The following is a 26914-nucleotide window of genomic DNA, read 5'->3' as shown; positions in this document are numbered from 1 at the left end:
CCCTAACTCGACTCTATGCGCCTCCCCTGTGGTACTGTGGCGTACTGCGGGCTCTACGCCGAGGATTTACGGGTGATGCGGTCCGCTCTCCGGTATGACCGAGCGCGACGCGTCGCCGGTTCGGCAGTTCGTCTCGCTGGAGCGTGACGTCCTCGTGCTCTCCGCGGCGATGTTCGCGTTCAGCCTCGGGTTCCAGATGACGGGGCGCTACCTCCCGAAGTACCTCGCCGTCCTCGGCGCGGGCGCGGGCGTCGTCGGCCTCTACGGGAGCCTCGGGAACCTCATCAGCGCCGTCTACCCCTACCCCGGCGGCGTGCTCTCCGACCGCATCGGCTCCTCGCGCGCGCTCACGCTCTTCGGCGCGCTCTCCGCGCTCGGCTTCCTCGCGTGGTACGCCGCCCCCGCCGCCGGCGACCTCGCTATACTTGTCGTCTTCTGCGGCCTCCTGCTCGCGCAGTGCTGGAAGTCCTTCGGCCTCGGCGCGACGTTCGCGCTCGTGAAGGCCTCCGTCGAACCCGACCGCCTCGCGCGCGGGTTCGCCAGCACGGAGGTCTTCCGGCGCGTCGGCTTCCTCGCCGGCCCGCTCCTCGCCGCCGCCGTCCTCGCGTGGACGACCGACTTCCTCGCGGGCTTCCGCGTCGTCCTGCTCGTCGGCGCGGTCGTCGCCGTCGCCGCCACCGTCGCGCAGTACGTTCTCTACGACGCGAGCGACGAACCCGTCGGGAAGTCCATCGAGAGCCTCCGAGACGTCGTCGACGACCTGCGCGCGCTCCCGAGCGAACTCCGCCCGCTCCTCGTCGCCGACACGCTCGTCCGTTGGGGGAACGGCATGGCGTACGTCTTCGTCGTCCTCGTCGTCACCGACTACCTCGACGTCGGCTTCGCCGCGGTCGGCGTCACGCTCTCTCCCGAGTCCTTCTTCGGCGTCCTCCTCGCCGTCGAGATGGCGGTCGCGCTCGCCTCCATGCTCCCCGTCTCCCGGCTCGCCGACGGCCTCGGCCTGAAACCCGTCGTCGCGCTCGGCTTCGCCGTCTACGGCGTCTTCCCCGTCCTCCTCGTCTTCGCGCCGGCGAACCAGTGGGTGCTCGTCGCGCTCTTCGCCTTCTCCGGCCTGCGGTTCGCCGGCCTCCCCGCGCACAAGGCGCTCATCGTCGGCCCCGCCGCCCGGGGCGCGGGCGGCCGGACGACCGGCGCGTACTACCTCGTTCGGAACGTCGTCACCGTCCCCGCGCCCGTCGTCGGCGGCGTCCTCTACGCCGGCGACCCCCGACTCGCGTTCGCCGCCGCGAGCGCGGTCGCCCTCGCCGGCGTCGCGTACTTCATCTACTACGGCGAGCGCTTCGACGCGGCCGCGGCGTCGGCGGGAAGCCCGTGACGGCTGCTGGCCGTCCGGGTCGCCGAAATCCCTAGTGGTAAGGCGGGCGGCGTCGTGGGGTCCGCCATGACCGGACAGATTACGGAGCGCGTGCGGGGCGTCGAGCGGTCGAGCATCCGCGCGATGTTCGACCGCGCGGAGCGCCGCGGCGGCGACCTCGTCCGCCTCGAAGTCGGCGAACCGGACTTCGATACGCCCGAGCACATCGTCGAGGCGGCGGTGGACGCCGCGCGGAGCGGGGAGACGCACTACACGCCGAACGCCGGGACGCTGGAGCTCCGCGAGGCGATATCCGGGAAGCTCGCCGCGGACCGCGGCGCGACCTTCGACCCGGAGACGGAGATCATGGCGACCGTCGGCGCGATGGAGGCGCTCCACCTCGCGCTCCTCGGCACCGCCGAGTACGGCGACGAGGTCGTGATTCCCACGCCCGCCTACCCGAACTACGAGGCGCAGGCGAAACTCGCGGACGCGACGCCCGTCAACGTCCCTCTCGACGAGGAACGCGGGTTCGAACTCGACCCCGACCGCGTCCGCGACGCCATCAGCGAGGACACCGCGGCCGTCGTCCTGAACTCGCCCGCGAACCCGACGGGGCGCGTCTTCGACCGGGACGCCGCGCTCGACGTCGTCGCCGCCGCCGCCGAACACGACGCCTGGGTCGTCGCGGACGAAGTTTACATGGGCCTCACCTACGACGGCCCGACGCGCAGCCTCGCCGCGGACGCAGACACGGACAACGTCCTGGTCGTCGACTCGGTGTCGAAGCAGTACGCGATGACGGGGTGGCGCGTCGGCTGGCTCGCCGGCCCGGAACGCCTCGTCTCCGAACTCACGAAGATCCACGAAGCGACGACGGCGTGCCCGTCCAGCGTCGGTCAGAAAGCCGCGACCGCCGCCCTCACCGGCGACCACGACCCCATCGACGCGATGTACGACGCCTTCCACGAGCGCCGCGACTACGTCGCCGACCGCATCGACGACATCGACGGCATCCACGCCGCCGCCCCCGAAGGCGCGTTCTACGCCTTCATCGACGTCTCCGCCTTCGGCGACGACCTCGCCATCGCCGAAGAGCTCTGCGACGACTACGGCGTCGTTCTCGCCCCCGGCAGCGGCTTCGGCCCCGGCGGCGACGGCTCTCTCCGCCTCTCCTTCGCGAACAGCTTGGAAAACCTCGAAGCCGGCCTCGACCGCATTGAGTCGTTCGTCGCGGACAACGCCTGAGTCGGCCCTGCCGCCGCCCGTAGTTTCTTTTCCTTCCTCTCGGACGATTCGGGTATGTCGAGTGTCATCGTCACCGGCGGGTCGCGGGGTATCGGACGCGGTATCGTCGAGCGGTTCGCGGCGGACGGCTACGACGTCGTCGTGAACTTCGTGCGGGACCGCGCGGCCGCCGACGAGGCCGTGGAACTCGCCGAAGCGGCGGGCGTCGACGCGATACCCGTGCAGGCGGACGTCGCAGACCCCGAGGACGCAGCGCGCCTCGTCGAGCGCGCGGTCGAGGCGTTCGGCGGCGTCGACCACCTCGTGAACAACGCGGGCATCGACCAGCACGTCCACACCGAAAACCTCGACCCCGGCGACTTCGACCGCGTGATGGACGTGAACGTGAACGGGGCGTTCAACGTCACGAAGTACGCGCGACGCTCCCTCGTGGAGAGCGACGCGGACGCGTCCGTGACGAACGTCTCCAGCATCCTCGCGTTCGAGGGCGCGGCCGTGGAGTGTCACTACGCGGCGTCGAAGTCGGGGCTGCTCGGGCTGACGAAGAGCCACGCGAGCGACTTCGCGCCCGACGTCCGCGTGAACGCCATCGCGCCCGGGCACGTCGAGACGGATATGACGAGCGACCGCACACCGGAGGAGAAGGCCGAGGAGCTCGCGGGGATTCCGGTCGGCCGGTACGGCCAGCCCGAGGACATCGCGCACGCGGCCGCGTTCCTCCGGGACGCCGGGTTCGTCACCGGGGAGACGCTGAACGTGAACGGCGGCGAGCTGATGCGGTAGGCCTCACGCGGGTTTCTCGCGGCCGCGGGTGGTGACGTAGATGCCGGAGAGGACGACGAGGCCGCCGACGACGGTCGCGGGGCCGGGGTATTCGGTGAAGACGAGGAGGGCGAGGATGGCGGAGCCGACCGGTTCGCCGAGGAGGGCGACGCTGACGACGCTCGACTCGACGTGCTCTAACACCCAGTTGACGACGGTGTGCCCGAAGAAGCCCGGAACGAGGGCCATGGCGAGGAAGAGCGCCCACTCGCGGGGGGCGTAAGCGAAGAGCGGGTGGCCGGCCGCGAGGACGACGCCGAGGAGCGTGACCGTGCAGACGCCGTAGACGAGCGTGGTGTAGGGGACGAGCGCGAGGCTCTGCCGGACGCTCCGGCCGGCGAGGACGTAGCTCGCGCCGGCGAGCGCGCCGAGGACCGCGAGCGCGTCCCCGAGGAGCGGGTCCGCGCCGACGAGGTCCGCGCCGAGCAGGCTGGAGAGCGGCATGAGCGTCGCGCCCGCGAGCGCGACGCCGATTCCCGCCGTGACGTACTTGTTCGGCGGTTCGTCGAGGAGGAGCCACGCGCCAAAGGCCACGAAGACGGGCTGCGTCTGGACGAGGACGGTGCTCGCGGCGATGCTCGTCAGCTCGATGCTCGTGAACCACGCGACGAAGTGCGTCGCGAGCGCGACGCCCGACCCGACGACGACGAGACGGTCGCGCCGGGAGAGTTCGCGGACGGCGGGGACGTGCGGACGGACGAACGGCGCGACCGTCGCGGTCATGAAGAGCACGCGGTAGAACGCTTCCACGACCGGCGGAGCGTGGGAGGCGCGGACGAGAATCGCGCTCGTGCTCACCGCGACGACGGCGACGGCGAGCGCCGACATCGGGCTGATGCGGTCGGTGAACGCGGTTCGGACGGTCGACACTGGTCGAGTGGAGCGCCCGCGGGTAGAAAGGGGTTCGCGTTCCGGTCAGCTCAGACGTCGGCCGGCGTGTCGAAGTCGTGGAAGTGCTCGCCTTCCTCCTTCGAGAGAATGTTCAGCGCGGCGGCCGCGCCGTCGCCCGCGGAGATGATGGCCTGCCACTCCTGGTCGCGCACCATCGCGCCCGTCGCGTACGCGTCCGCGACGCTCGTCTCCATGTCCACGTCGACGTCGATCACGTCGCCGTCGAAGTCGCAGCCGAGCCCCTCGGCGAGGTCGCGGTTCGCGCCCGTCGCGAGCACGAGGTAGTCGGCCTCGTAGCCGGCGTCCGCCGTCTCGACGGTGAAGCGCTCGCCGTCCTCGGTCGTTCCGACCGCCGACACTGCCGTATCCTGGTGGAGTTCGACGCCGTGGTCCTCCGTCGCCTGCTCGCGGGCGCGGTCGAGGAAGACGTCGCCGTCCATCGACCGGATGCCGAGATAGTTGAAGAAGTGCGCCTTGTGCACCCACGTCTTGTCCGTGTCGAAGACGAGGGTTTCGAGGCCGTTCTTCGCCGTGAACAGACCGGCGCTCAGACCGGCGGGACCGCCGCCGACGACGATGACGTCTGCCATGCGTGAACGTTCGACCGCCTCGGCAAAGAAACTACGCCCCGGGCGCGTTCACGATTCGAGTTCGTCGCGCGTGCGGCGGTGGCGGTACGCGAAGAACGCCGCGAGCCCCGACTGCACCGCGAGGTTCCCCGGCGCGCCCGCGCCCGTGTCGTACTCGACGTGGTCGTGGACGTACGTGTGCTCGCCGTCCGCGCGGAACGAGTGCGTGTGCGCCCACTCCCGCAGCGGCCCGTTCACCATCGAATCCCGGAAGAACCCGGACTCGTCGCCCTCGCGTTCCCGCTCCTCGATGCGCGCCGCCATCCGCTGTCTGGGCGCGACGCCGAACGGCCGCGCGGAGAGACAGATGGTCGTCCCGGGGACGAGGTCGCCGTCGTCGTCGCCCTCGACGCGGTCGACGCGCGGGTGGAGCCAGTCGGGCGTGAGCGCCAGCAGCCCGTCGATGCGGTTGTGGAACGCCCAGACGTCCTCGAAGGGCGCGCGAACGCGGAGACTCCGGTCGAACGTGGCCATACGCCTCCTTCGACCGCCAGGGGCAAAAGTTGACACGCACCGGCGGGGTTTTCACGCGTCGAACCCTTCCGTACGGCTATGCCCTCGGAGCGAGCCGAGCGGACGACTCCGTTCTCGGCGATGGACGTGCTCGAACGGGCCGACGACCGCCAGGGGGTCGTCCACATGGAAGTGGGCGAACCCGACTTCTCCCTGCCCGCGGCGGCAGCGGACGCGGCGGTCGCGGCAGTACGCGGAGGTGACGACGACTACACCTCCTCCCGCGGCACGGCCGGTCTCCGTGACGCCATCAGCGACTACTACGACGAGACGTACGGCGTCGACGTGCCGCCGTCGCGAATCCTCGTCACCCCCGGGTCGTCGGCGGGCCTCCTCCTCGCGATGCTCGCGCTCGTCGACCCCGGCGACGACGTCGTCCTCACCGACCCCTACTACGCCTGCTACCCGAACTTCGTCCGGCAGGCCGGCGGGAACATCGTCACGACGAAACTCGACCCGCGAACGGGCTTCGCGCCCGACATCCAGGGGTTCGAGAACGCCGTCTCCCGGGACACCGCCGCGATGCTCGTCAACTCCCCCGCGAACCCCACCGGGGCCGTGCTCTCCGACTCCGAGCTCGGAGAGCTCGCCGCGCTCTCCCGGCGCACCGACACCCCCATCATCTCCGACGAAGTCTACCACGGCCTCACCTACGACGGCGACGACCACACCGTCCTCGAATACACCGAGGACGCCATCGTCCTCGACGGCGTCTCCAAGCGCTACGCCATGACCGGCTACCGCGTCGGCTGGATGGTCCTCCCGCCCGGGCTCGTCGACCCCATCAACCGCCTCGCGCAGAACCTCGTCATCTGCGCGCCCGCGCCCAGCCAGGCCGCCGCCGAAGCCGCCATCCGCGCCGACCACGGCTGGCTCGACGACGTCCGCGACCAGTACCGCCAGCGCCGCGACCGCCTCGTCGACGCCGCCGACGACTGGGGGCTCAGCATGGACTACACGCCCGGCGGCGCGTACTACCTCCTCCTCGACGTCTCCGACCTTCCTGGTGATGCCTTCGACGTCGCCGACGTCTTCCTCGACGCCGGCGTCGCCATGACTCCTGGACCCGACTTCGGGAGCGTCGCCGAAGACACGCTCCGCGCGTCCTACGCGACGAGCACGGAGCAGATCGAACTCGCCATCGAACGCATCAGCGGCCTCCTCGAAGAAGACCCCACGCTCGCCGACTGAGACGAAACACGGCGAGCCGACGCCAGCGTTTTCTGAACACTCGGCCAGCCACGAGCGATAGCTACGGAGTCAACCACCGTGAGACGGCCGACCGGACAGCCATTCGGGTGGGGCAACCGGAAATCGAAGATTTCCTGTGCATAGGAAGACGCTCCGCGTCTTCCGATTGAATCGAAAGGGAGCGGGCTCCGGCGTGTCTCCGACCGACCCCTATCGTGAACAGAGTGAACGATCTGTCGGTCAGAGCGCGCCGGAGACCGCGGGCTTTCGGAAGCGTCGAAAACGACGGCCCTACCGGGAGGAACGTGTGAAAACCGAATCAGAACACCACATCCTTACTTCAGGCGCTCTTGGAGGAAGGAGGGGTGTGCGGCGGTGACGCCGTCGATTTCGAGGAGGGTGTTGGCGATGACGTCGCCGAGGGCGTCGCCGTCTGCTGCGCGGACTTCCGCCATCAGCATGTGGTCGCCGCTGGAGGTGTAGAGGGACTGGACGGCGTCGACGTTCTTGAGAGCCTGCGTGGCTTCGACGTACCGTTCGGATTCGACGTCGATGCCGACGAGGGCGATTGATTGGCCGGAGAGCTTCTTCGGGTCGACGTCGGCGGAGTAGCCGACGATGACGCCTTCGTCTTCGAGCTGATTGATGTACTTCCGGACCGTCGGCTTGGAGACGCCGGCTTCGTCGGCGATGTCGGCGTAGGACGCTTTCGCGTCGGCTTCGAGTGCAGCCAGGATGCGGTCCTCGGTCGATTCGCTCACGACAGGGTCTTTGTCGGCAGCGAAAAAATATCTTCCGAAGTGGAAACCGGATTTCGGGCTTTACGCGTGCCGGTCGATGTAGTCGTAGGAGCGCTCCCAGTCGCCGTCCTCGAAGTAGCGCTCGGCGAGCGGCTCACTGGGGAAGTCGCCGCGCTCCTGTTTCTCCTCGTGGTAGGCGTGGCGGTTCTCGTCCTTGTAGAACCGGCCGGTGAGGACTTCGCCCTCGTAGAGGGCGTCCTCCGCCTCGTGCATCATCTCGGACGCCGAGCGGCGGTCGCCGAGGTCGACATCGTGGTCGTCTGACTGCTGGATGTCCGTGTAGGGGACGTACTGCTTCGCGTCCTTGTTCCACGTCGGACACTGCGTCAGGAAGTCGATGTGACTGAAGCCGTCGTGCGTCACGGCTTCCTTGATGATGTCCTTCGCCTGGTTCGGGTTCACCGCCGCCGTGCGCGCGACGAACGAGGACCCGGACGTGAGCGAGAGGGAGAGCGGGCGGATGGGGTTCTTCGCGCTGCCCTTCGGCTGCGTCTTCGATTTATGTCCCATCGGGCTCGTCGGGGACGTCTGTCCCTTCGTGAGGCCGAAGACCTCGTTGTCGAAGACGATGTAGGTGATGTCGTGGTTCTCACGGGCGGTGTGCATGAAGTGGTTCCCGCCGATGCCGTAGCCGTCGCCGTCGCCGCCGGCGGCGATGACTTCGAGCTCGGGGTTCGCGAGCTTCGCGGCGCGCGCGATGGGGAGCGAACGCCCGTGAATCGTGTGGAACCCGTAGCTGTCGAGGTAGCTGTTGAGCTTCCCGGAGCAACCGATGCCCGTGACGACGAGCACCTCCTCGGGGTCCTTCTCGAGTTCCGCGAGCGCGCCCTTCAGCGCCTTGAGAACGCCGAAGTCACCGCAGCCCGGACACCACGTCGGCTGCGGTTCGATGCTCGGCGTGAACTCGTTCTGGTCGACCTCTCGTTCCTCGCCGCTGCCGATTGCGCTGAATGCACTCATACCTGATCACCGGGGGTCACGAGGCGCGTGCGAGAAGTCGTCTCGTCGACGCTGCCCAGCTCGTGCTGGACGGCTTCGACGACTTCCGCCGGCTCGTAGGGGTTGCCGTCGTACTTCAGGAGGCTCCCGAACGTTTCCTCGCCCGTGCCGAGGCGGCGCTGGATGTGGCCGCGGAGCTGGCCGGACGAGTTCATCTCGACGACGAGCGTCTCGTCGACGGACTCCACGAACTCGCGGACCTGGTCGTAGGGGAACGGCTCGATCTCGGAGAGACTGAGGTGTTTCACCGAATCGCCGTTCTCGTTCAGGCGGGCGACGGCCTCGTCGACCGTCCCGGACTGACTCCCGAAGGAGATGAGCCCGAAGTCCGCGGCGTCGTCGCCGTTCACGACGTTGTGGGACTCGTCCGCGAGGTCCTCGCGGATGGTGTCGAGCTTCTGGTTCCGCCGGTCGACCTGCGCGACGCGGTTGTCGGGGTCTTCGCTGATGTGGCCGGCGGGGTTGTGCTCGTTCCCGGTCGCGAGGAAGTGACCGCCCTTCTGCCCCGGGATGGAGCGCGGGCTGACGCCCTCCTCGGTGTCGTGCTGGAAGCGGTGGAACTTCCCGCCTTCCGTGTGCGGGAGCTCCGCGAGCTCCTCCTCGCTGGCGACGGAGCCGAGGTCGGGGTTCGGCTCCTGGTCGAAGAAGCTCTTCGGGACGTTCCGGTACTCGCCGGAGAGCTTCTGGTCGTAGACGACGATGGCGGGAATCTGGTAGTCGTAGGCGAGCTGGAACGCGCGGCGCGTCTGCTCGTAGCACTCGATGGGGTCCGAGGGCGCGAACACGACGCGGTGGCTGTCGCCCTGGCTCGTGAAGAGCACGTGCTCGACGTCGGCCTGCTCGGGCTTCGTCGGCATTCCCGTGCTCGGGCCGGCGCGCATCGATTCGACGAGGACGAGTGGCGTCTCCGTCATCTCCGCGAGGCCGAGCGGCTCCGACATGAGGGCGAACCCGCCGCCGGAGGAGCCGGACATCGCTTTCGCGCCCGTGTGACTCGCGCCCATCGCGAGCGCCGCGGCCGCGATCTCGTCTTCCACCTGCTCGCTGATGCCGCCGACGTCCGGCATCAGATTCGTGAGGATGGTGAAGACGTCCGTCCACGGCGTCATCGGGTAGCCCGCGATGAACCGGCAGCCCTCGTCGAGCGCGCCGTACGCGATTCCGTGACTCCCGGAGACGAGGACCTGCTCCTCGTCGTGCGAGCCGGTCGGGACGCGGACGTCGTGTTCGACGTGGTACTCCTCGCCCACGAGGTCGTAGGCGTCCTGGAGGACCGCGAGGTTCGCGTCGAGGATGTCGCCCGACATCGCCTCCCGCATGAGCTCCTCGATGCGGTCGAGCTCCATCCCGACGAGCGCGGCCGTGAAGCCGACGCCGGCGGTGTTCCGCATGATCTCGCGGCCGTGCTCCTTCGCGAGCTCGCGGAGGTTCACGTCGAAGACGTGCCAGTCGTTCTCCTCGACGCGCTCGTCGAAGTTCTCGACCTCGTCGACGTCGAGGAGGCCGCTGTCGTAGACGATGACGCCGCCTTCGCGGAGGTCGTCGAGGTTCTCGGAGAGCGGCTTCACTTCCTCTTCCCCGTAGTAGGCGTCCTCCTTCGGGTTCCGTGCGAACGAGTCACCGAGCGCGAGGAGGAAGTTGTAGCCGTCGCCGCGCGATTTCACGGGCTCGTCAGACGCCCGAATCTCGACGTACGTGTGACCGCCTCGAATCCGCGAGGGGTAGTGGCGATGCGTGAAAACGTGAAGGCCCGCTCGCATCAAGGCCTTCGCGAAGTTCTGGCTCGTCGAGTCGATCCCGTCTCCGGAACCTCCCGCGATTCGCCAGATGAGTTCGTCGTTAGTCATAGGTACTCCTGGCCCCCTGCGTGGGCCACTAAAACCAGATTCGCACGTAGGACACTAAATCGTTTGCCATCCATTAGCAAGCAAAGATGATGAACGATTCCGTGTTCCGGTGGGCAAACGTCCACCAGAATCTGTCGGCGTACAGGGAAACTAACGGAATTCCTCGAATCGCAAGTACTGCCGCCCTCTCTCGATTCACTCCGAGAGTTTATACGTGAAACCGAAGCATCAATTCTCATCAAAATGAGCCGACGTATCCCGGCCATTCTCGCCCTCGCCATCGTCCTCGCCGCCACACCCCTCCCCGTCGCCGCCGCCGACCCGCCCCTCGTCGACGCCGGCCTCGACCAGACCGTCGCCCGCGCCACCACCGTCTACCTCGACGCCACCGGCACCACCGACCCCGACGGCACGATCGAGACCTACACCTGGACCATCTCCGCACCGGACGGCACGACCTCGACGCCCGACTGCGCCCACTGCGGACGCACGGCGTTCACCCCCACGCGGGTCGGCACCTACGCCGCCACCGTCACTGCCACCGACGACGACGGTAACAGCCGCACTGACACCCTCTACGTCCACGTCACTCCCGGCGACCCACCCACCCTCGCCCTCGCCGGCCCGACCACCACCCGGACCGGCGACACCGAACGATTCCGCACGACCGTCACTGCCGGCACCGCACCCCTCGACACCCTCACCTGGCGCGTCGACGGCCACACCGTCCGAACGACCGCGCTCGATGAGCGCACCGCCCGCGATACGCTCGACCGCGCCTTTACCACTGCCGGCGACCACACCGTCACCGCTCGCGTCACCGACACCGACGGCCTCACCCGCGAACGCACCATCCAACTCACCGCTTCCCCGCCTGCCTCCTCGCCCTCCACTGGCCCATCCTCCTCGGTGACCCTCGATCCGACGGTCCGCGGTCCACGCGTCGTCACCGGCACCCAACCGCTCACCGCCACCTACCGCGTCACCGACGCCGACCGCGCCACCTGGTGGCTCGACGGCGCTCGAACCCACCAGGACGACACAGCCACCCGACTCACCCTCTCCCCCGGCGACCACGACCTCTACGCCACCACGGACACCACCACCGCCACTTTCCCCGACGGCACGACCCACGTCGTCGCCGACCCCGAACCCGTCCTCCACACCGTCAACGTCTCCGGACACGGCGGCCTCCACGTCACCACCACCGCCGCCGACGCCTACCACAACCTCGCGAGTCTCACCGTCACTATCGACAACACCACCGCACTCCACAAACGCGCCACTGACCGCGAACGCTTCCGCAACGGCGGCACAAACCACCTCCACGTCGACCGCGACCTCGACACCACCCCCGGAACCCACACCATCCGACTCACTGCGACCGACGCCCGCGGCCAAACCACCACCACCCAACGAACCGTCGACGTCGCCGGCCCACCCGAAATCGTCTCCGCCCGCTTCACCAACACCCCCGTCCGCGCATACGACCCCCGCTGGAGCCCCGACAACTACGCCGCCCACCACGTCATCATCGTCGACCCCAACGGACTGTCACCCGAACAGATCACCGTCGACTACACGCAAAAATCGAAGCTACACCGTGTCTCACCGCTCCCAGACGTCATCGACAGGCGTGGGACCAACCCAGAATACGTCTACTTCGACTCGTACTGGGGCCGCGAAGGCGTCGGCAAGAGTAGGCTCAACGCGACAGTCCACTCTACTGCTGGTTCAGAATCTACTGGATCAGAATTAGAAACCCAGCCCAGTGACCCGGTTATTCAGCTTAACGTTACGTTCGGGGGAGTAAACGACCGCGCGAATGACTGGGGAATCATCGTGGATGCTGGACAGTCATTCGACCCTGATGGAACTCGACTTGAGTACGACTGGTCGGATACCGTGTCTCCATTCGGTGAGAATGATCGCTTTGGGAAGTTTGACTCAATGACGCTGGCTAATCTCGTTATTAAAGACGGAAACCATGGAATCTCTGAACCGATATATGACTTTCTAGACTATTATGCCCCGAGAATTTCGAAGATTGAGCCGATTGGAACAGGGCCATATGGACCGAACGAAACCGTGCAGTTTCACGTCCAAACGAAGCGGTTCATGCTGACGAAGAGCTGGTACGCTGACAAGCTCGACATCGAACTCAGGACAGATAATCGGCAAGTATCTGTCGATAGCTGGGAGCAAGGTCGCGACGAACCCCACTCTGTGAACGGTATCGTGTATAATCGGACAGCGTGGTATCAGGGAAGTGTCTCTGTCAACACCAGCACACTCCTCGAGTATACTCCTTCCATCTCTGTGGTGAACAATAACCACTCTTCGCTCGTCAGAAACACTCGACTGCTCCCTGGTGTGAACGTCACTCGTCCGTCTGAATCAGAAGTTCTCGACGTCGACGTATTGAGCCGGTCGTTCCTCGTCGAAGATCCGGTGTTCGATACGAGACGGACGAAGTATCCGGCAGAGCGGGACGACTTACTCAAAGCGGGATATGGTGTCACTGCTGCTCGTAACTCTGGCTGGAAGTACGAGCTGGAGCACCGCGTGAAGGTACGGGACGCGCAGTATCGGAGTGATGAGCAGCGCTTCCGTCAGCCAGGGTACCGTTCGACGTTCTTGCAGAACAACCCGAGTTGGGAGGCGGGGGCAACTGAGACGTCGACGCGGCGGTGGACGACGACCGAGCACGAGTGGCGGTCCGCGAAATCCGGACGTGGTGAATTCACCGGGGAGACGCGGCGGGTCGTCACTGACCCCGCAGTCTATCGAACGCTCCGTCAGTACGAACACGAGCGTCGCGTCGAGCGTACCGGTCATCGAACGGTACATCGGACGAAGTACATCCGAACGAGCCACAAGGTGACGCACTGGCACACCAAGTGTTTCCCCATGGGTGGCTGTATGCAATACTCGACGACTGAGACGGTCACCGACCGGAAACGCGTCACGTACACGCACCGCGTGAGCTACACGTACCACACGACGGTAACCGATACGTACTGGGCGAACGGTCGCCGGCATCAGGGCGACACGTACACGGGTCGTTCGAAGACCGTGCTCCGCGAGCCCGCGGAGTACGGCACCGAATACCGCTACCAGTACACCGTCAAGCACGCCGAGACGACGACGTGGTATCCGGCTACCTACCACGAACAGATTAGCCCCGCGCAGTACGAGTGGCAGTACTACAAGACGACACCGAGCCGGATCGTCGTCGAGACGAACACCAATAACCCGGATGTGCGCCTCGGCGGCCGAGTTCCCACGACGGTCTGGACACTCAGTAAACCGATTCGCTACGAACGGACATGGATGAACGGCCACACTGATGGCCACACCGTCATCAACACGTCAGCGCTAGTGAGAGCGAAAACACGCGTCCCGTACGTCAACACCGCGACTGGGGACCACGGATCCGTGACGAAGGTCGATCGGTACAACGTCCGCGTATCGGGCAACGCAACCGTCGAAGCAGTTAAAGCGGCTGTCACTGACAACCAAACGTCACACCCCCCACAATGAGAAAACTCGCCTATACGCTCGTACTCTCCTTCCTCGTAGTGTCGACGTTCGCGACGACACCAGTCGTAGCCGATGACCCCGATTTCACTGGACCATTCGGGCTTGAGTACACGGTCACGTTCGATAAACCATCGCTTACGGTGACTACCAAATTCCATAATCCAACTAACAAGAAGTTGGACGGTAGTGTCATGGTCCTCGTCGACGACTGGGCAGAGTACACTGCTGGACCCACCGTATCTCCCGGCGAAACAGTCGTTCGCGAGTTCAACGTCTCTAACGGTCTCAAAGGTCTCCCCGAGAATCATACAATCTACGTCGGAGCTTGGGGACAGAACGAGACGTTCGAGTTCACTCGCGACGTCAATTTGACGAACCCCCGTCAGGTGGCCGTTCCGTGGATTCTCGACGTCGAGGTCGCGACACGCGAGGCGCGCGGTGAGATGGCGACAGTGCTACTCGTGACGGTACGGAACCCGAGCGACGCGCCTTGGGACACCGCTCTGTTCGCGCATACGCTCGAGACGGATGGTTCGGGGGAGGGGGCGATGGTGCCGCCGAATTCGACGACCGTGACGAAGATGGAGTTGTTCGAGCCGCTGGGGTCGAGGGTGGCGGGTGAGGTGCGGTTGTACTCGCAGCCGGTGGGTGAGCCGCGGCATCCGCTCGACCAGGTGGGGTTCGTGGGGTCAGCCGAGTCGGAGACCGAGGCGTGGAATCAGTCGTACGAGGAGATCACGGCACCGTGGAAGGACGATGGATATTCGTACGAGAACGCGAGTTTGGACCCTTCCAAGGGGCCGTACGGGATTCCGAGTCCGACGTACTATCCGTTGCAGTACGGGGCGGGTTTGTTGGCGGTGCTGGTGGTGCTGGGTGGGTGGCGGCGGTTGCGTTAGCGGTCCAGCCCACCCTGTTCTGCGACTTGGAGGATGTACCGCATGTTTCGATAGATTTCGCCGGGGTCAGTGTCTTCGTCGGGGTCGTAGAGGTCGCTGACGCGGTGGACGAGGGCGGCGATTTTCTCGCCTTCCGCGCCTCGGTCGCGGAGGTCTGCGGCGGCGGCGCGGAGGGCGTCGCGTTTGACGTGTGCTTCGAAGTTCTCGTCGTCAGTCATCGGTCGGTCTGGGCGGTGCGGCGGCGGATGATGCCGGCCATGTCGGCGGTGTTGGCGGCGAGGCGGCGGAAGGCGTCGCCGGTCGCTGAGTCGTCGTCGAGGACGACGGGTGCGCCGTCGTCGCTGCCGGCGCGGACGCTGGGGTCGAGGGGGAGTTCACCGAGGAAGGGGAGGTCGTTCTCGTCGGCGAGTGCGCGGCCGCCGCCGGTGCCGAAGATGTCGTGGTCGCTGCCGCAGTCGGGGCAGTGGAAGGTGCTCATGTTCTCGACGACGCCGAGGACGTTCGTGTCGTGTTTGCCGAACATCTGGAGGGCCTTGCGGGCGTCGTCAACGGCGACGTCCTGCGGGGTGGTGACGACGACAGCGCCGGTGAGGGGCACTGTTTGCAGCATGGTGAGTTGAGTGTCGCCGGTGCCAGGCGGAAGGTCGACGACGAGGTAGTCGAGGTGGCCCCATTCGACGTCCTCGACGAGCTGGGTGATGACTTTGTGGACCATGGGGCCGCGCCAGATGACGGGGTCGTCGTCGCCGGCGAGGTAGGCCATGCTCATGAGTTTGATGCCGTACTTCTCGGGCGGGATGAGGCGTTCGTCCTCGGTGGCCTGCGGGTGTTGGTCGCTGGCGAGCATCCGGGGGACGTTCGGGCCGTAGATGTCGGCGTCGAAGAGGCCGACGCGCGCGCCGCGGTCGGCGAGGCCGGCGGCGATGTTCGTGGAGACGGTAGATTTCCCGACGCCGCCCTTCCCGGAGGCGACGGCGATGACGTTCTGGACGTTGGGGAGGATGTCGCCAGTACCGTCGCCGGGGACGTACGCGGAGAGGTCGACGTCGAGGCCGGTGTCGGCGAGGGCGTCGCGGACGCGGTTCGCGATGTCGGTCTCGGACGGGGAGTAGGGCGCGCCGAGCGCGAGCGAGACGGAGACGGTTCCGTCCTCCACCGTGATGTCGTTGACGAGGCCGAGGGAGACGATGTCGTCGCCGAGGTCGGGGTCGTCGACCTGACGGAGGCGTTCTCTGACGGCGTCTTCGTTCATGGCGTGAGATAGAGGGTCTGCGGCGAATAAGGGTTGTGTAGTCGGCGACGGTGAAGGCGTCTCAGGTTCGAGTTCGAAGGTGAAGACCAGTCGTTCGTCGGGTTCGAAAGCCCGTTCGCCCTCGCGTACGCTGACTCGCTCCCTTTCGATTTCCCGCCCGCAGTCGTTGGTCCGTCGGCGGCGTGCGGCGGGTGGCGGGTCGGCGGTTTCGTGGAGACCGTTCGAAGTCGGACACCGCCGACTGCTCGCCCGTCAGTGGGCGCGGATGTAACGACTTGTGGTTACGCGAGGGGTGCTGGCATCCGCGGGTTTATTCGCGTCCGCGCCTGATTACGTGAATATGTTGGAGGACGGGTTCGGGCGCGAGGTCACGGGGGTTCGGGTCTCGCTGACCGACCGCTGTAACTTCGACTGCGTCTACTGCCACAACGAGGGCCTCGGGGATACGCGCGGGCCGATGGCGGCGCGCGACCACGAGATGAGCGCCGACGACGTCGTCCGGTTCCTCGGAGTCGTCGACGAGTACGGCGTGGACGCGGTGAAGTTCACGGGCGGAGAACCGATGCTCCGCGACGACTTAGAGGAGATCATCGAGCGGACGCCGGACTCGATGGAGGTCTCGCTGACGACGAACGGGACGTTCCTCCCGGGGCGCGCGCCCGACCTCGTCGACGCCGGATTGGAGCGGGTGAACGTGAGTCAGGACGCGCTCGACCCGAAGGTGTTCGCGGACGTGACGCAGTCGGGCGCGTACGACAAAGTGATGGAGGGCGTGCGGGCCGCGGTGGACGCGGGGCTGAACCCGGTGAAGCTGAACATGGTGGTCTTCGAGCAGACGGCGGGATACGTCCCGGAGATGGTGGACTACGTCGCCGAGAACGAGGGGCTCCAGCTCCAGCTCATCGAGTTCATGCCGGAGTTAGTGGGGAAGCCAGAGTGGGCGGTCGATATCGAGCGCGTGCACGGCTGGCTGGCGGAGCAGGCGGACGAGGTCGAACACCGGGAGATGCACGACCGGAAGCGCTACCACGTCGGCGACGGGATGGTGGAGATCGTCGATCCGGTCGGGAACGCGGACTTCTGCGCGAACTGCCATCGCGTGCGCGTGACGCACGAGGGATACCTGAAGGGCTGTCTGAACCGGAACGACGACCTGCGCTCGATGGGTGAGATGACGAAGCCCGAGATCCGAGAAGCCTTCGAGAACGTGGTCGAGAGCCGCGTCCCCTACTACGGCGAGTACATGGTGGAGGCCGACGACGGCGGCTGGGAAGTCAACGACGAGTACATCGAGGCGTAGGCGGCTCGTTTCCTCTCGACCGGGAGGCCGCACCGCTTTTCGCATCGCAGCCGTGACAGGTAGGTATGAGCGAGAAGATCGGGTTCGCGGAGTCCGTGTCGCTCGCGGTCGGCGGGATGGTGGGCGGCGGGATCTTCGCCGTGCTCGGTGTCGTCGCGGAGGCGGCGGGGCCGGCGGCGTGGACGTCGTTCGTCGTCTCGGGCGTGCTCGCGCTCTGTGCGGGCTACTCGTTCGTCCGGCTCATCGAGGAGAGCGACTCCGCGACCGCGGGCCCGGTCGCCCACGTCGAGGAGTTCACCGGCGAGCAGTGGCTCGCGGGCGTCGTCGGCTGGGTGTTCACGTTCGGGTACGTGGGGACGATGGCGATGTACGCGTACGCGTTCGGAAGTTACGGCCTCCAGCTCGTCGGCGTCGAGACCGCTTTCGGGGTGGCGGCGCGGCCGTTCGTTTCCGTGGCGGGCGTCGCGTGCTTCGTGGGGTTGAACGCGCTCGGTGCGCGCGCGTCCGGGCGGGCGGAGGACGTGCTCGTCGCGCTCAAGGTCCTCATCCTCCTCGTGGTCGGCGGCGCGGGCGTCTACTACGGGTACACGCAGGGGACGCTCCAGTCCGGTCTGCACACCGTCGGCGGCGGCGTCGTTTCGGCGGCCGCGCTCTCCTTCGTCGCGTTCGAGGGCTGGGAGCTCCTCGCGTTCGACCTCGACAGTATCGAGAACCCACGGGAGACGGTTCGGAAGGCGATATACGCGAGCATCGCGTTCACGACGTTACTCTACGTTCTCGTGGCGGTCGTGACGACGAACCTCGTGTCGGCGGACGTCATTCGGCAGCACGCGGAGACAGCGCTCGCGTACGCGGCGCGGCCGGTGTTCCACGAGGCCGGGTTCGCGCTCGTCGCCGTCGCCGCGGTGCTCTCGACCGCGTCGGCGCTGAACGCGACGCTGTTCTCGGCGGCGCGGCTCAGCCAGCAGGTCGCGGACGCGGCGCACAACGCGCCGGACCGCGCGGCGTCGAACGCCGGAGATGGCTCGTCGGACACCTCGAGAGCGCCCGCGCTCGACGCGTCGGTCGGGAGCAGTCGGACTGCGAGCGAGAGCGAGTCGTCGCCCGTGCGCGCGCTCCTCGTCCTCGGCGTTCTCACGGCGATTCTCACCGCGTACGGGAGTCTGAACTCCATCACGAGCTTCGCGTCCGGCGCGTTCATCAGCATCTTCGGCGCGGTGTCCGCGATCGCGTACACGCAGCGGGAGTCGGTGGTGAGCGCGGTCGTTCCGGCCGCCGGTGCCGTCGGTTCCGCGGTCGCGCTCCTCGCGCTCTTCTGGCACCTCCACCGGACGAGCCCCGACGTCCTCGCGACCGTCGCGACCATCTGGGCGGTCGTGCTCGCGGTCTACTGGCTCCCGCGGCGCGAGTAACTCGGTGGGTGTGCGTCGGCGTCTCACCATCCGGTGCTTTCGTGATTCTTAAGTAGGGCGGGTGATTCAGTTCGAGTGCAGTCACTGTAGGGGCAGCCGCCCCGAGTCCGAGAGGGCGATGATACCGCGCGAACGGGTCGTGGTAGCCTAGCCTGGTCAAGGCGCAGGGTTGCTAACTCTGTGGCTCACCGCCTCCGGGGTTCAAATCCCCGCCACGACGCCTTTCCGCAACACTATCCGAGCACGATACTATGAGCACGGAAGACAACCAGGAAGCGGACGAGGACATTCGATACTTCGTCCGCATCGGGCAGACAGACCTCGACGGCACGAAGTCCGTCGAGCGTGCCCTCTTCGAGATGAACGGTATCGGCCGTCGGACGGCCCTTGTGGTCGCCGAAGAGGCCGGTATCGATCGACAGGCCACGCTCGGCCGGCTCGACGACGACGACATCGAGTCGATCGTCGACGCCGTCGAGAATTACGCGGAGAACACTCCCGACTGGCTCGCGAACCGCCGGAACGACTTCTACACCGGCGATACCGAGCACATCACGGGGAACGACGTGAACCTCCAGCGCAACCAGGACGTCAATCGGATGCGCATGATTCGGTCCTACAAGGGCGTTCGCCACGAACGCGGACAGAAGGTCCGCGGGCAGCGCACGAAATCCACGGGTCGTACCGAGGGGACCATCGGCGTGAACGTCGAAGAACTCCGCGAAGAAGCAGAAGCAGAAGAAGCAGCGGCAGAGGAGGGTGGTGAATAATGGCGCTTCCCGGAGAGAACACCAAGTTCTACGAGACGCCGAACCACCCCTACCAGGGCGAGCGCATCGCCGAGGAGTCCGACCTCCTCGGGCGCTACGGCCTGAAGAACAAAGAAGAGCTGTGGCGCGCGCAGTCCGAACTCCGCTCGTACCGGCGTGAGGCTCGCGCGCTCCTCGGGAAGGTCACCGGGGAGGGCTCGGAGGACTCGGAGTTCGTCTCCCGCCTCCAGCGCTACGGCATTCTCGGCGACAGCGACGGCCTCGACGACGTCCTCTCACTCGACGTGACGGACGTCCTCGAACGCCGCCTGCAGACGGTCGTCTACCGGCAGGGACTGGCGAACACGCCGAAGCAGGCGCGCCAGTTCATCACGCACGGCCACATCACGGTCGACGGCAGCCGCGTCACGGCTCCGTCCCGGAAGGTCGAGACCGCCGAGAAAGACCTCATCGCGTTCGACGAAACGAGCGACCTCACCGACGAACTCCACCCGGCTCGCGCCGGGGGGCAGGAGTAACCAATGGCTGAAGACGACAAATGGGGCATCGCCCACGTGCACGCCTCGTTCAACAACACGGTCCTCACCATCACCGACGAGACCGGCGCTGAGACGATCGCGAAGTCGTCCGGCGGTGCCGTCGTGAAGCAGAACCGTGACGAGGCGTCGCCGTACGCGGCGATGCAGATGGCCGAGAAGATCGCAGAAGAGATCAAAGAACAGGGCATCGAAGGCGTGCACGTCCGCGTGCGCGGTCCCGGCGGCAACCTCCAGCGGAGCCCCGGGCCGGGCGCGCAGGCGACGATTCGCGCGCTCGCTCGCGCCGGCATCGAGATCGGCCGCATCGAGGACGTCACGCCGATCCCGCACGACGGCACGCGTCCGCCGAAGAACAGCGGGTTCTAATCATGGCAGGGGACTTCGACGTCGAATTTATCGACAACGACGACCGGGAAGCCCGGTTCGTCGTTCGCGGTGCCACGCCGGCGTTCGCGAACGGCGTCCGTCGAGCGATGCTCGCGGACGTGCCGACACTCTCCATCGACACCGTGCGGTTCGTGGAGAACTCGAGCGTCATGTTCGACGAAGTGCTCGCGCTGCGTCTCGGCCTCGTGCCGCTGACGACGCCCGAGGACTTCGACCCCGACCACACCGTGACGCTCGCCCTCGACGTCGAGGGACCGGGAACGGCGTACTCCGGGGATATCGTCTGCGAAGACCCCGAGGTCGAGCCCGCCGATACGAACATCCCGATCATCGAGCTGAAAGAAGACCAGCGTCTCGAGTTCGAGGCCGAAGCCGTCCTCGACAAAGGCCGCGACCACGCCAAACACCAGGGCGGGGTCGGTATCGGCTACCGACACCTCCAGACGGTGGAGGTCGTCGGTGACTCGCCGGAGTTCGACGAGGACGAGCCGAACATCCTCCGCGGCGTCATCGAGGAGGACGGCGACCTCGTTCCGGCCGAGGAGTTCGACAACGACCTCACCCAGCGGTATCCCGGGAAGGAGGTCGAGGTGCACGACGTCCCCGAGGCGTTCGTGTTCCACGTCGAATCCGACGGGTCGATGCCCGTCGACGAACTCGTGCTGCGCGGCATCGAGAGCCTGTCGATGCGCGCAGACGAGCTGGAAGAAGCAGTCCAACTCTAACAATGAGTGAAGCCGCCCTCACCCCGACGGTCGTCCGCTCCACGCAGGGAGGAGCGACGCCGTCGGTCGCGGGAATCGAAACCCGTATAGGGGGTCGGCGGGAATACTCGACTGCAGCACGACAGCGTGTTCTTCGCCGTCGTGCAGGGATAGCCAAGTTTGGTCAAAGGCGCAGCGTTCAGGGCGCTGTCTCACAGGAGTTCGCAGGTTCAAATCCTGCTCCCTGCACTCCACCCGAATTCACTACTGAGGAGTCAGAACTATGAGTCAATCGAGTCCTCGACTCAGCAACCTCGTTGCGGACCTGAAGTCCGCCGCTCGCGACAACGACGCGGGCGTTTGGCAGGACGTCGCCGACCGGCTGGAGAAGCCGCGGCGCACGCACGCCGAGGTGAACCTGAGTCGCATCGAACGGTACGCGAGAGAAGACGAAACCGTCGTCGTCCCCGGGAAGGTCCTGGGGTCCGGCATGCTGCAGAAGTCGGTCACGGTCGCCGCAGTGGACTTCTCGTCCAGCGCGGAGACGAAGGTCGACCACGCCGGCGGCGAGACCGTCTCCCTCTCCGAGTTTGTCGAACAGAATCCCAACGGTAACGACGTGCGGGTGATCCGATGAGTCTCGCAGAATTCGACGCCGACATCGTCGTCGACGCCGGTGACTGCATCATGGGTCGCGTCGCGAGTAACGTGGCGGAGCTCGCCCAGCAGGGCAACACCGTCGCCGTGGTGAACGCGGAGAACGCGGTCATCACCGGGAACAAGGAGGATATCTTCGGGACCTACCGGAAGCGAGCCGAGCTCGGCTCGGACTCCGGTCCGTACTACCCGAAGCGCCCCGACGGCATCGTGAAGCGCGCGATCCGCGGGATGCTCTCCTACAAGGAAACGGACGGCCGCGAGGCCTTCGAGAACATCCGCGTGTTCGTCGGGAATCACACCGACGAGGACGGGGAAGTCCTCGACGGAACCAGTCTCGACCGCCTGTCGCACATCAAGTTCGTGCAGGTCGGCGAGATCTCCGAGCACCTAGGTGCTAACAAGACATGGTAACGAACACCAGCGGGAAGAAGAAGACCGCCGTCGCGCGCGCCACCGTGCGTGACGGCGAGGGTCGCGTTCGCATCAACAGTCAGCCGGTCGAGCTCGTCGAACCCGAGCTCGCGAAGCTGAAGATGCTGGAGCCGTTCCGCATCGCGGGCGAAGACCTCCGCAGCGACATCGACATCGACGTCACCGTCGACGGCGGCGGGTTCGCCGGACAGGCGGACGCGGTCCGCACCGCAATCGCGCGGAGCATCGTCGAACACGAGAACGACGCGGAACTCCGCGACGCGTTCATGGAGTTCGACCGCTCGCTCCTCGTGAACGACGTCCGTCAGCGCGAATCCAAGAAGTGGGGCGGGCCCGGCGCTCGCGCCCGCTACCAGAAGTCCTACCGCTAAACACAAACCATGATGGTACCAGTCCGGTGTTTCAGTTGCGGTAACGTCGTGGCCGAGTACTGGGAAGAGTACAAGGCCCGCGCGAGCAGCCAGGACGGCGACGAAGACCCCGGTGAGGTGCTCGACGACCTCGGGTTGGATCGGTACTGCTGCCGCCGGATGCTGGTCGCCCACCAGGACCTCGTAGACGTCGTCGCACCCTACCAGTAAGATGAGTGCACAGTACAATCGCTACGAGAAAGCCCGCATCATCGGTGCGCGCGCGCTGCAGGTGTCGTACGGCGCGCCCGTGCTGGTCGACACCGACCAGACGGAGCCCATCCTCATCGCGGCCGAGGAATACGACGCGGGTGTCCTCCCGTTCACGGTTCGGAGGCACGACTAATGGGGCTCGTCGAGTCCGTGTCGCTGCGGAGCGTCCTCGACTCTCGGGGGAACCCGACGGTCGAGGCGAGCGTCTACACGGAGTCCGGCGGTCACGGCCGCGCGCTCGCGCCCTCCGGGGCGTCGACGGGCGAGTACGAGGCCATCGAACTCCCCGCTGAGGAAGCCATCGCCGCCGCGCGCGAGCACGCCGTTCCCCGACTGGAGGGGCGGGTGTTCGCGGGCGACCAGCGCGAGGTCGACTCGGCGCTCCGTGCCGCGGACGGCACGGACGACTTCTCGCAGATCGGCGCGAACTCGGCGGTCGCCATCTCGATGGCTGCCGCGAAAGCTGGCGCGGACGTCGCCGGACTCCCGCTCTACCAGCACCTCGGCGGCGCGTTCCGCGGTCGGAACTTCCCGGTTCCGCTCGGAAACGTCGTCGGCGGTGGCGAGCACGCGCAGGAGGCGACCGCGATTCAGGAGTTCCTCGCCGCCCCCGTCGGCGCGCCGAACGTGCGCGACGCCGTGTTCGCGAACGCGGCCGTCCACCACGAAGTGAGCGAGATCCTCGAAGACCGCGGCATCGCCGCGGGGCTCGGGGACGAGGGCGCGTGGGCACCACCGCTCTCGGACGCGGACGCGCTCGAACTCGTCGCGGAGGCCGTGGAGACGGTCGCCGACGACTTCGGGTTCGAGGTGAAGTTCGGCCTCGACATGGCCGCCGCGGAACGCTACGACGCGGAGAGCGAGACGTACGTCTTCGGGGACGAAACCCGGAGCACGGCCGAACAGGTCGACTACGTCGCGGGACTCGTCGACGAGTACGGGCTCGCGTACGTCGAAGACCCGCTCGACGAGGACGACTACGAGGGGTTCGCCGCGCTCACGGAGCGCGTGGGCGACCGCACGCTCGTCTGCGGCGACGACCTCTTCGTGACGAACACGGAGCGCCTCCGCACGGGCATCGAGCAGGACGCCGCGAACAGCATCCTCGTGAAGCCGAACCAGATCGGCACGCTCACCGAGGCGTTCGACGCCATCGAACTCGCCGTCTCCAACGGCTACGGCCCTGTCGTCAGCCATCGGAGCGGGGAGACGGAGGACACCACCATCGCTCATCTCGCCGTCGCGACCGACGCGCCGTTCATCAAGACGGGCACGGTCGGCGGTGAACGCACAGCCAAACTGAACGAACTCATCCGAATTGCCGACGAGGCATGACTGAGAACGAAACCGAAACCCAAGACGAAGTGGTCGACGCGGACGTCGACGCCGACGCCGAACCCGAGGAGTCCGAGGTGGCCGAGGAGGCCGCCGCGGAGCCCGAGGAGGAGGTCGAAGCGCCCGCCGCGGGGACCGAGGACGTAATGCCCGACGAGGACGCCGACCTCCTGATTCCGGTCGAGGACTACCTCGCCGCCGGGGTCCACATCGGTACGCAGCAGAAGACCAAGGACATGGAGCGGTTCATCCACCGCGTCCGGACCGACGGTCTCTACGTGCTGGACGTCTCGACGACGGACGACCGCATCCGGACGGCGGCGGACTTCCTCTCGAACTACCGCCCCGACCAGGTGCTCGTCACGTCGAGCCGCCAGTACGGCCGGTTCCCCGCGGAGAAGTTCGCGGACGCCATCGGCGCGCGCGCCCGCACCGGCCGGTTCATCCCCGGGACGCTGACGAACCCGAAGTACGACGGCTACATCGAGCCGGACGTGCTCGTCGTCACCGACCCGATCGGTGACAGCCAAGCTGTGAAGGAAGCGATCACGGTCGGCATCCCCGTGATCGCGATGTGCGACTCGAACAACTCCACGAGCAACGTGGACCTCGTCGTCCCGACGAACAACAAGGGGCGGCGCGCACTCTCCGTCGTCTACTGGCTCCTCGCCAACGAGACGCTCGACCGCCGCGGCGCAGAGCCGACGTACGCGCTCGAGGACTTCGAGAGCGAGATCTGAGCCGACGACGCTTTTCATCCTTCGCGCCAGTCGCCGAGCGGTAGCTACATCCGGCCGGGCGTCGACGAGGCGGACATGCAGGTCGCTGGGAAGTGTCCGCCGACGCGGGAGGCGCTCCGCCGGTCGGCGGACCGGGGGTTCGACGCGGTGGAACTCCACTTACCGCTCGACGTCGTCGAGGAGGGCGCGGAGACGCTGGCGGCGCGCGTCGAGGCGTCGCCGGTGTCGGCGGTGTCGGTACACACGCCGCACGTCCTCCCGGGCGAGCACGGGCCGCTCCGAGTGGCTGACGCGCTGGCGGTCGAGCTGGACGCGTACCTCGTGGTCCACACGCAGTATTCGAACCTGACGCACGTTCCCGAGCTCGAAGGCGCGGGGTTCGAGGCGGCGCACGGTTACGAGAACCCGCCGGGGGCGAGCGTCCGCCACCTGACGAACCTCGTCCTCGACCAGGGACACGGTCTCGTTCTCGACACGGCACATCTCTTCATGGCGCACCCGGACTACCTGACGGAGTTCCAGATGCTCCTCGACCGACACGGCGGCCGTATCGACGTGGTGCATCTCACGGATTCGACGGCGACGCGCGACGGCGTACCGTTCGGCGAGGGCGACATCGAGATGGCGACGCTCTGTCGACTCGTGAAGGGCTCCTTCGACGGGGCGGTCGTCCTAGAGGTGATGCCGGACCACCAGCGAAACGCCCTCCGGCGGTTCCGAGAAGCCTGACTCGTGCCGGTCGACCTCACCATCCCCACGCATCCGGTCGTCCTCGCTCCCGTGCTTCTTTGTCTCAGCTTCGCGCTCGGCCTCCTCGTGCTCGCGCTTCGCCGACGCATTCGCCGGCCGGTCCGCGAGCTCCGCGCGGACGTCGAGGCGTTGCACGCGCGCGTCGAGGAACTCGAAGCCCGACTCGACGACGAGGAGGAGTGAGAGAGCGGGATGTGACGCGGCCGGTCGCCTCGTGGCTTAGTCCGTGAGACGGCGGGCCGCGGGTTAGCGGTCGACGACGGCGAGTTCGCGGTCGAAGCCGTCGACGTAGCGGACGCGGGAGTCGAGGATGGTCGTCGCGTCGCCGAGGGAGTATGAGTGGCGAGCGCCGTCGACGTCGCCGCCGAGGAGGACGGTCGCGGGGACCGCGCCGAAGGCGTCGACGCGGTCGTCGAGGGGGCCGCGGGCGGGTTCGGCGAGGACGACGTTCTCGCCGGGGAAGACGGCGAGGTCGCCGTAGTAGTCGTCGTGGCCGGTGCGGGGTTCGGGGAAGCGGTAGAGGCGAGTGAGCGTTCGGGAAGCGGCGTCGAGGTCGGGGACGGCGATGACGACGTGGGAGATGCCGGAGATGGGCGCGCCGTAGAGGTCGCTGTCGGGGACGCGGAACTCGCGGGGGGTGCGGTCGGCGATGGTGAACGGGAGGAGGCCGTCGTCGCGCGGGCCGAGGTAGGCCATATCCCACTCGGCGCGCTCGCCGGCGGGGGTGTCGCGGGTGCCGCGGAGCGGGCCGTGGACTTCGATGTCCTGCGTGATGGCGCGCTGGCAGGTGGCGTGGACGCTGCCGGAGTCGACGCACCACGCGCAGGGGCCGGCGTCGGCGGCGAGGTGGTCCGGCCAGTAGCCGGGGTCGTCGGCGTCCTCGGCGGGCGCGATAATCTCGAGGTAGGAGCCGTCGGGGAGGACGACCATCGACATCTCCGTGCCCTGCTCGGGGTGACGGCCGCCGTAGGTCGTCGGGAGCCCGGCGTTCTCGAAGCGCTTCACGGCGGCGTCGTGGTCGTTCGCGGCGAACGGCACGTGGTCGATGACGGGCATGGCTGAGTTTGCGCGGCGACGCGGAAAACCCCCGCGAAGCCGGTGGCACGGCGGCAGAGGGTGATGCGTCGGAGCGCCGACGTTCGAGCGCGCGACGTGAGCCGCTGGCGTTCCAGCGGGCGCGGCCGGACGCGTGGCACGACGGACCCAGAGATGACACGTATTAAGTAAATACTCGCGGATAGCTTCTCGTGTCGATGTCGCCGCTCGAATCCGGG

General features: G+C 67.0%; 30 protein-coding genes and 2 tRNA genes. 23 read left to right on the top strand and 9 right to left on the bottom strand.

What is annotated here, in order from left to right:
* The first annotated feature begins 94 nt into the window (after positions 1-94).
* The 3 genes from IEY26_RS06175 (at position 95) to IEY26_RS06165 (ending at position 3385) form a co-directional block, all read left to right on the top strand.
* The gene (locus tag IEY26_RS06175; RefSeq protein ID WP_188976892.1) at positions 95-1375 is read left to right on the top strand and encodes an MFS transporter; all 1281 of its coding nucleotides are present in this window, start codon (positions 95-97) and stop codon (positions 1373-1375) included.
* A gap of 66 nt (positions 1376-1441) precedes the next feature.
* A complete protein-coding gene (locus tag IEY26_RS06170) occupies positions 1442-2602 on the top strand; it encodes a pyridoxal phosphate-dependent aminotransferase (RefSeq protein ID WP_229773939.1) in 1161 nt (386 codons plus the stop codon).
* A 54-nt stretch (positions 2603-2656) separates the two neighbouring features.
* Entirely contained in the window at positions 2657-3385 is a 729-nt protein-coding gene (locus IEY26_RS06165) for an SDR family oxidoreductase (RefSeq protein WP_188976890.1), read from the top strand.
* Between the two features lie 3 nt (positions 3386-3388).
* Here the strand turns inward: IEY26_RS06165 and IEY26_RS06160 are convergent, their stop codons facing one another.
* From IEY26_RS06160 to IEY26_RS06150, 3 genes are all read right to left on the bottom strand, one after another.
* Positions 3389-4252 carry a DMT family transporter gene (locus IEY26_RS06160; RefSeq protein ID WP_188977131.1) on the bottom strand — a complete coding sequence of 288 codons (864 nt, stop codon included), beginning with the start codon at positions 4250-4252 and terminating at the stop codon, positions 3389-3391.
* 92 nt (positions 4253-4344) lie between these two features.
* Positions 4345-4905, bottom strand: a complete 561-nt coding sequence (locus tag IEY26_RS06155; RefSeq protein WP_188976888.1) for an FAD-dependent oxidoreductase — start codon at positions 4903-4905, stop codon at positions 4345-4347.
* A gap of 48 nt (positions 4906-4953) precedes the next feature.
* Positions 4954-5418: an SRPBCC family protein gene (locus IEY26_RS06150; protein WP_188976887.1), complete on the bottom strand. Its 465-nt coding sequence runs from the start codon at positions 5416-5418 to the stop codon at positions 4954-4956.
* A gap of 78 nt (positions 5419-5496) precedes the next feature.
* Between IEY26_RS06150 and IEY26_RS06145 the strand changes: the two genes are divergently transcribed.
* Positions 5497-6648: a pyridoxal phosphate-dependent aminotransferase gene (locus IEY26_RS06145; RefSeq protein ID WP_188976885.1), complete on the top strand. Its 1152-nt coding sequence runs from the start codon at positions 5497-5499 to the stop codon at positions 6646-6648.
* 335 nt (positions 6649-6983) lie between these two features.
* On the opposite strand, the gene lrpA1 is transcribed toward IEY26_RS06145, so the two are convergent.
* Genes lrpA1 through IEY26_RS06130 form a run of 3 tightly spaced genes read right to left on the bottom strand, consistent with a single transcriptional unit; the run spans position 6984 to position 10294 of the window.
* The gene (gene lrpA1, locus IEY26_RS06140) at positions 6984-7409 is read right to left on the bottom strand and encodes an HTH-type transcriptional regulator LrpA1 (RefSeq protein WP_188976883.1); all 426 of its coding nucleotides are present in this window, start codon (positions 7407-7409) and stop codon (positions 6984-6986) included.
* A 60-nt stretch (positions 7410-7469) separates the two neighbouring features.
* On the bottom strand, positions 7470-8408 hold the full coding sequence (locus tag IEY26_RS06135; RefSeq protein WP_188976881.1) for a thiamine pyrophosphate-dependent enzyme: 939 nt from the start codon (positions 8406-8408) through the stop codon (positions 7470-7472).
* Positions 8405-10294 carry a 2-oxoacid:acceptor oxidoreductase subunit alpha gene (locus tag IEY26_RS06130; RefSeq protein WP_188976879.1) on the bottom strand — a complete coding sequence of 630 codons (1890 nt, stop codon included), beginning with the start codon at positions 10292-10294 and terminating at the stop codon, positions 8405-8407. Before IEY26_RS06130 ends, IEY26_RS06135 begins: the two co-directional genes overlap by 4 nt.
* 243 nt (positions 10295-10537) lie before the next feature.
* Between IEY26_RS06130 and IEY26_RS06125 the strand changes: the two genes are divergently transcribed.
* Together IEY26_RS06125 and IEY26_RS06120 are read left to right on the top strand one after the other, a co-directional pair.
* Positions 10538-13837, top strand: coding sequence for a PKD domain-containing protein (locus tag IEY26_RS06125; protein WP_188976876.1), 3300 nt, complete (start codon positions 10538-10540; stop codon positions 13835-13837).
* Positions 13834-14736, top strand: coding sequence for a hypothetical protein (locus IEY26_RS06120; RefSeq protein ID WP_188976874.1), 903 nt, complete (start codon positions 13834-13836; stop codon positions 14734-14736). Before IEY26_RS06125 ends, IEY26_RS06120 begins: the two co-directional genes overlap by 4 nt.
* On the opposite strand, the gene IEY26_RS06115 is transcribed toward IEY26_RS06120, so the two are convergent.
* On the bottom strand, positions 14733-14954 hold the full coding sequence (locus IEY26_RS06115) for a hypothetical protein (RefSeq protein ID WP_188976872.1): 222 nt from the start codon (positions 14952-14954) through the stop codon (positions 14733-14735). The two genes, IEY26_RS06120 and IEY26_RS06115, sit on opposite strands and share 4 nt — an antisense overlap.
* On the bottom strand, positions 14951-15988 hold the full coding sequence (locus tag IEY26_RS06110; protein WP_188976870.1) for an Mrp/NBP35 family ATP-binding protein: 1038 nt from the start codon (positions 15986-15988) through the stop codon (positions 14951-14953). The genes IEY26_RS06115 and IEY26_RS06110 overlap by 4 nt, the downstream gene beginning before the upstream one ends.
* Positions 15989-16328: 340 nt before the next feature.
* On the opposite strand from IEY26_RS06110, the gene moaA reads away from it, so the two are divergent.
* From moaA to IEY26_RS06025, 17 genes are all read left to right on the top strand, one after another.
* Positions 16329-17288, top strand: coding sequence for a GTP 3',8-cyclase MoaA (gene moaA, locus IEY26_RS06105; RefSeq protein WP_188976868.1), 960 nt, complete (start codon positions 16329-16331; stop codon positions 17286-17288).
* A gap of 65 nt (positions 17289-17353) precedes the next feature.
* Positions 17354-18700: an APC family permease gene (locus IEY26_RS06100; protein WP_188976866.1), complete on the top strand. Its 1347-nt coding sequence runs from the start codon at positions 17354-17356 to the stop codon at positions 18698-18700.
* 136 nt (positions 18701-18836) lie between these two features.
* Positions 18837-18920, top strand: a tRNA-Ser gene (locus tag IEY26_RS06095).
* Positions 18921-18951: 31 nt separating this feature from the next.
* Positions 18952-19470, top strand: a complete 519-nt coding sequence (locus IEY26_RS06090) for a 30S ribosomal protein S13 (protein WP_188976864.1) — start codon at positions 18952-18954, stop codon at positions 19468-19470.
* Entirely contained in the window at positions 19470-19988 is a 519-nt protein-coding gene (locus IEY26_RS06085) for a 30S ribosomal protein S4 (protein WP_188976862.1), read from the top strand. The genes IEY26_RS06090 and IEY26_RS06085 overlap by 1 nt, the downstream gene beginning before the upstream one ends.
* Positions 19989-19991: 3 nt before the next feature.
* Positions 19992-20375 (top strand): 30S ribosomal protein S11, encoded by a 384-nt coding sequence (locus IEY26_RS06080; protein WP_188976860.1) that lies wholly within the window; start codon positions 19992-19994, stop codon positions 20373-20375.
* Positions 20375-21121 carry a DNA-directed RNA polymerase subunit D gene (locus IEY26_RS06075; protein WP_188977129.1) on the top strand — a complete coding sequence of 249 codons (747 nt, stop codon included), beginning with the start codon at positions 20375-20377 and terminating at the stop codon, positions 21119-21121. The genes IEY26_RS06080 and IEY26_RS06075 overlap by 1 nt, the downstream gene beginning before the upstream one ends.
* 143 nt (positions 21122-21264) lie before the next feature.
* Positions 21265-21349 (top strand) — tRNA-Leu (locus IEY26_RS06070).
* 34 nt (positions 21350-21383) lie between these two features.
* On the top strand, positions 21384-21737 hold the full coding sequence (locus IEY26_RS06065; RefSeq protein WP_188976858.1) for a 50S ribosomal protein L18e: 354 nt from the start codon (positions 21384-21386) through the stop codon (positions 21735-21737).
* Positions 21734-22171: a 50S ribosomal protein L13 gene (locus tag IEY26_RS06060; protein ID WP_188976856.1), complete on the top strand. Its 438-nt coding sequence runs from the start codon at positions 21734-21736 to the stop codon at positions 22169-22171. The genes IEY26_RS06065 and IEY26_RS06060 overlap by 4 nt, the downstream gene beginning before the upstream one ends.
* Entirely contained in the window at positions 22165-22563 is a 399-nt protein-coding gene (locus tag IEY26_RS06055; RefSeq protein ID WP_188976854.1) for a 30S ribosomal protein S9, read from the top strand. Before IEY26_RS06060 ends, IEY26_RS06055 begins: the two co-directional genes overlap by 7 nt.
* A gap of 9 nt (positions 22564-22572) precedes the next feature.
* Positions 22573-22773: a DNA-directed RNA polymerase subunit N gene (locus IEY26_RS06050; protein ID WP_188976852.1), complete on the top strand. Its 201-nt coding sequence runs from the start codon at positions 22573-22575 to the stop codon at positions 22771-22773.
* A gap of 1 nt (position 22774) precedes the next feature.
* Positions 22775-22948 (top strand): DNA-directed RNA polymerase subunit K, encoded by a 174-nt coding sequence (locus IEY26_RS06045; RefSeq protein ID WP_188976850.1) that lies wholly within the window; start codon positions 22775-22777, stop codon positions 22946-22948.
* Positions 22948-24150 carry a phosphopyruvate hydratase gene (gene eno, locus IEY26_RS06040; protein ID WP_188976848.1) on the top strand — a complete coding sequence of 401 codons (1203 nt, stop codon included), beginning with the start codon at positions 22948-22950 and terminating at the stop codon, positions 24148-24150. The genes IEY26_RS06045 and eno overlap by 1 nt, the downstream gene beginning before the upstream one ends.
* Entirely contained in the window at positions 24147-24890 is a 744-nt protein-coding gene (gene rpsB, locus IEY26_RS06035; RefSeq protein WP_188976846.1) for a 30S ribosomal protein S2, read from the top strand. Before eno ends, rpsB begins: the two co-directional genes overlap by 4 nt.
* 75 nt (positions 24891-24965) lie before the next feature.
* Positions 24966-25619, top strand: coding sequence for a sugar phosphate isomerase/epimerase family protein (locus tag IEY26_RS06030; RefSeq protein WP_188976843.1), 654 nt, complete (start codon positions 24966-24968; stop codon positions 25617-25619).
* 3 nt (positions 25620-25622) lie between these two features.
* Positions 25623-25823 carry a hypothetical protein gene (locus IEY26_RS06025; protein ID WP_188976841.1) on the top strand — a complete coding sequence of 67 codons (201 nt, stop codon included), beginning with the start codon at positions 25623-25625 and terminating at the stop codon, positions 25821-25823.
* 63 nt (positions 25824-25886) lie between these two features.
* Here the strand turns inward: IEY26_RS06025 and IEY26_RS06020 are convergent, their stop codons facing one another.
* Positions 25887-26696 carry a VOC family protein gene (locus IEY26_RS06020; RefSeq protein WP_188976839.1) on the bottom strand — a complete coding sequence of 270 codons (810 nt, stop codon included), beginning with the start codon at positions 26694-26696 and terminating at the stop codon, positions 25887-25889.
* Between the last annotated feature and the right edge of the window lie 218 nt (positions 26697-26914).

Origin of the sequence: Halocalculus aciditolerans (assembly GCF_014647475.1) — an archaeon.
Lineage (GTDB): Archaea > Halobacteriota > Halobacteria > Halobacteriales > Halobacteriaceae > Halocalculus > Halocalculus aciditolerans.
Note: the sequence above shows the minus strand (reverse complement) of the source record. Positions and strands in the feature narration are given on the sequence as shown.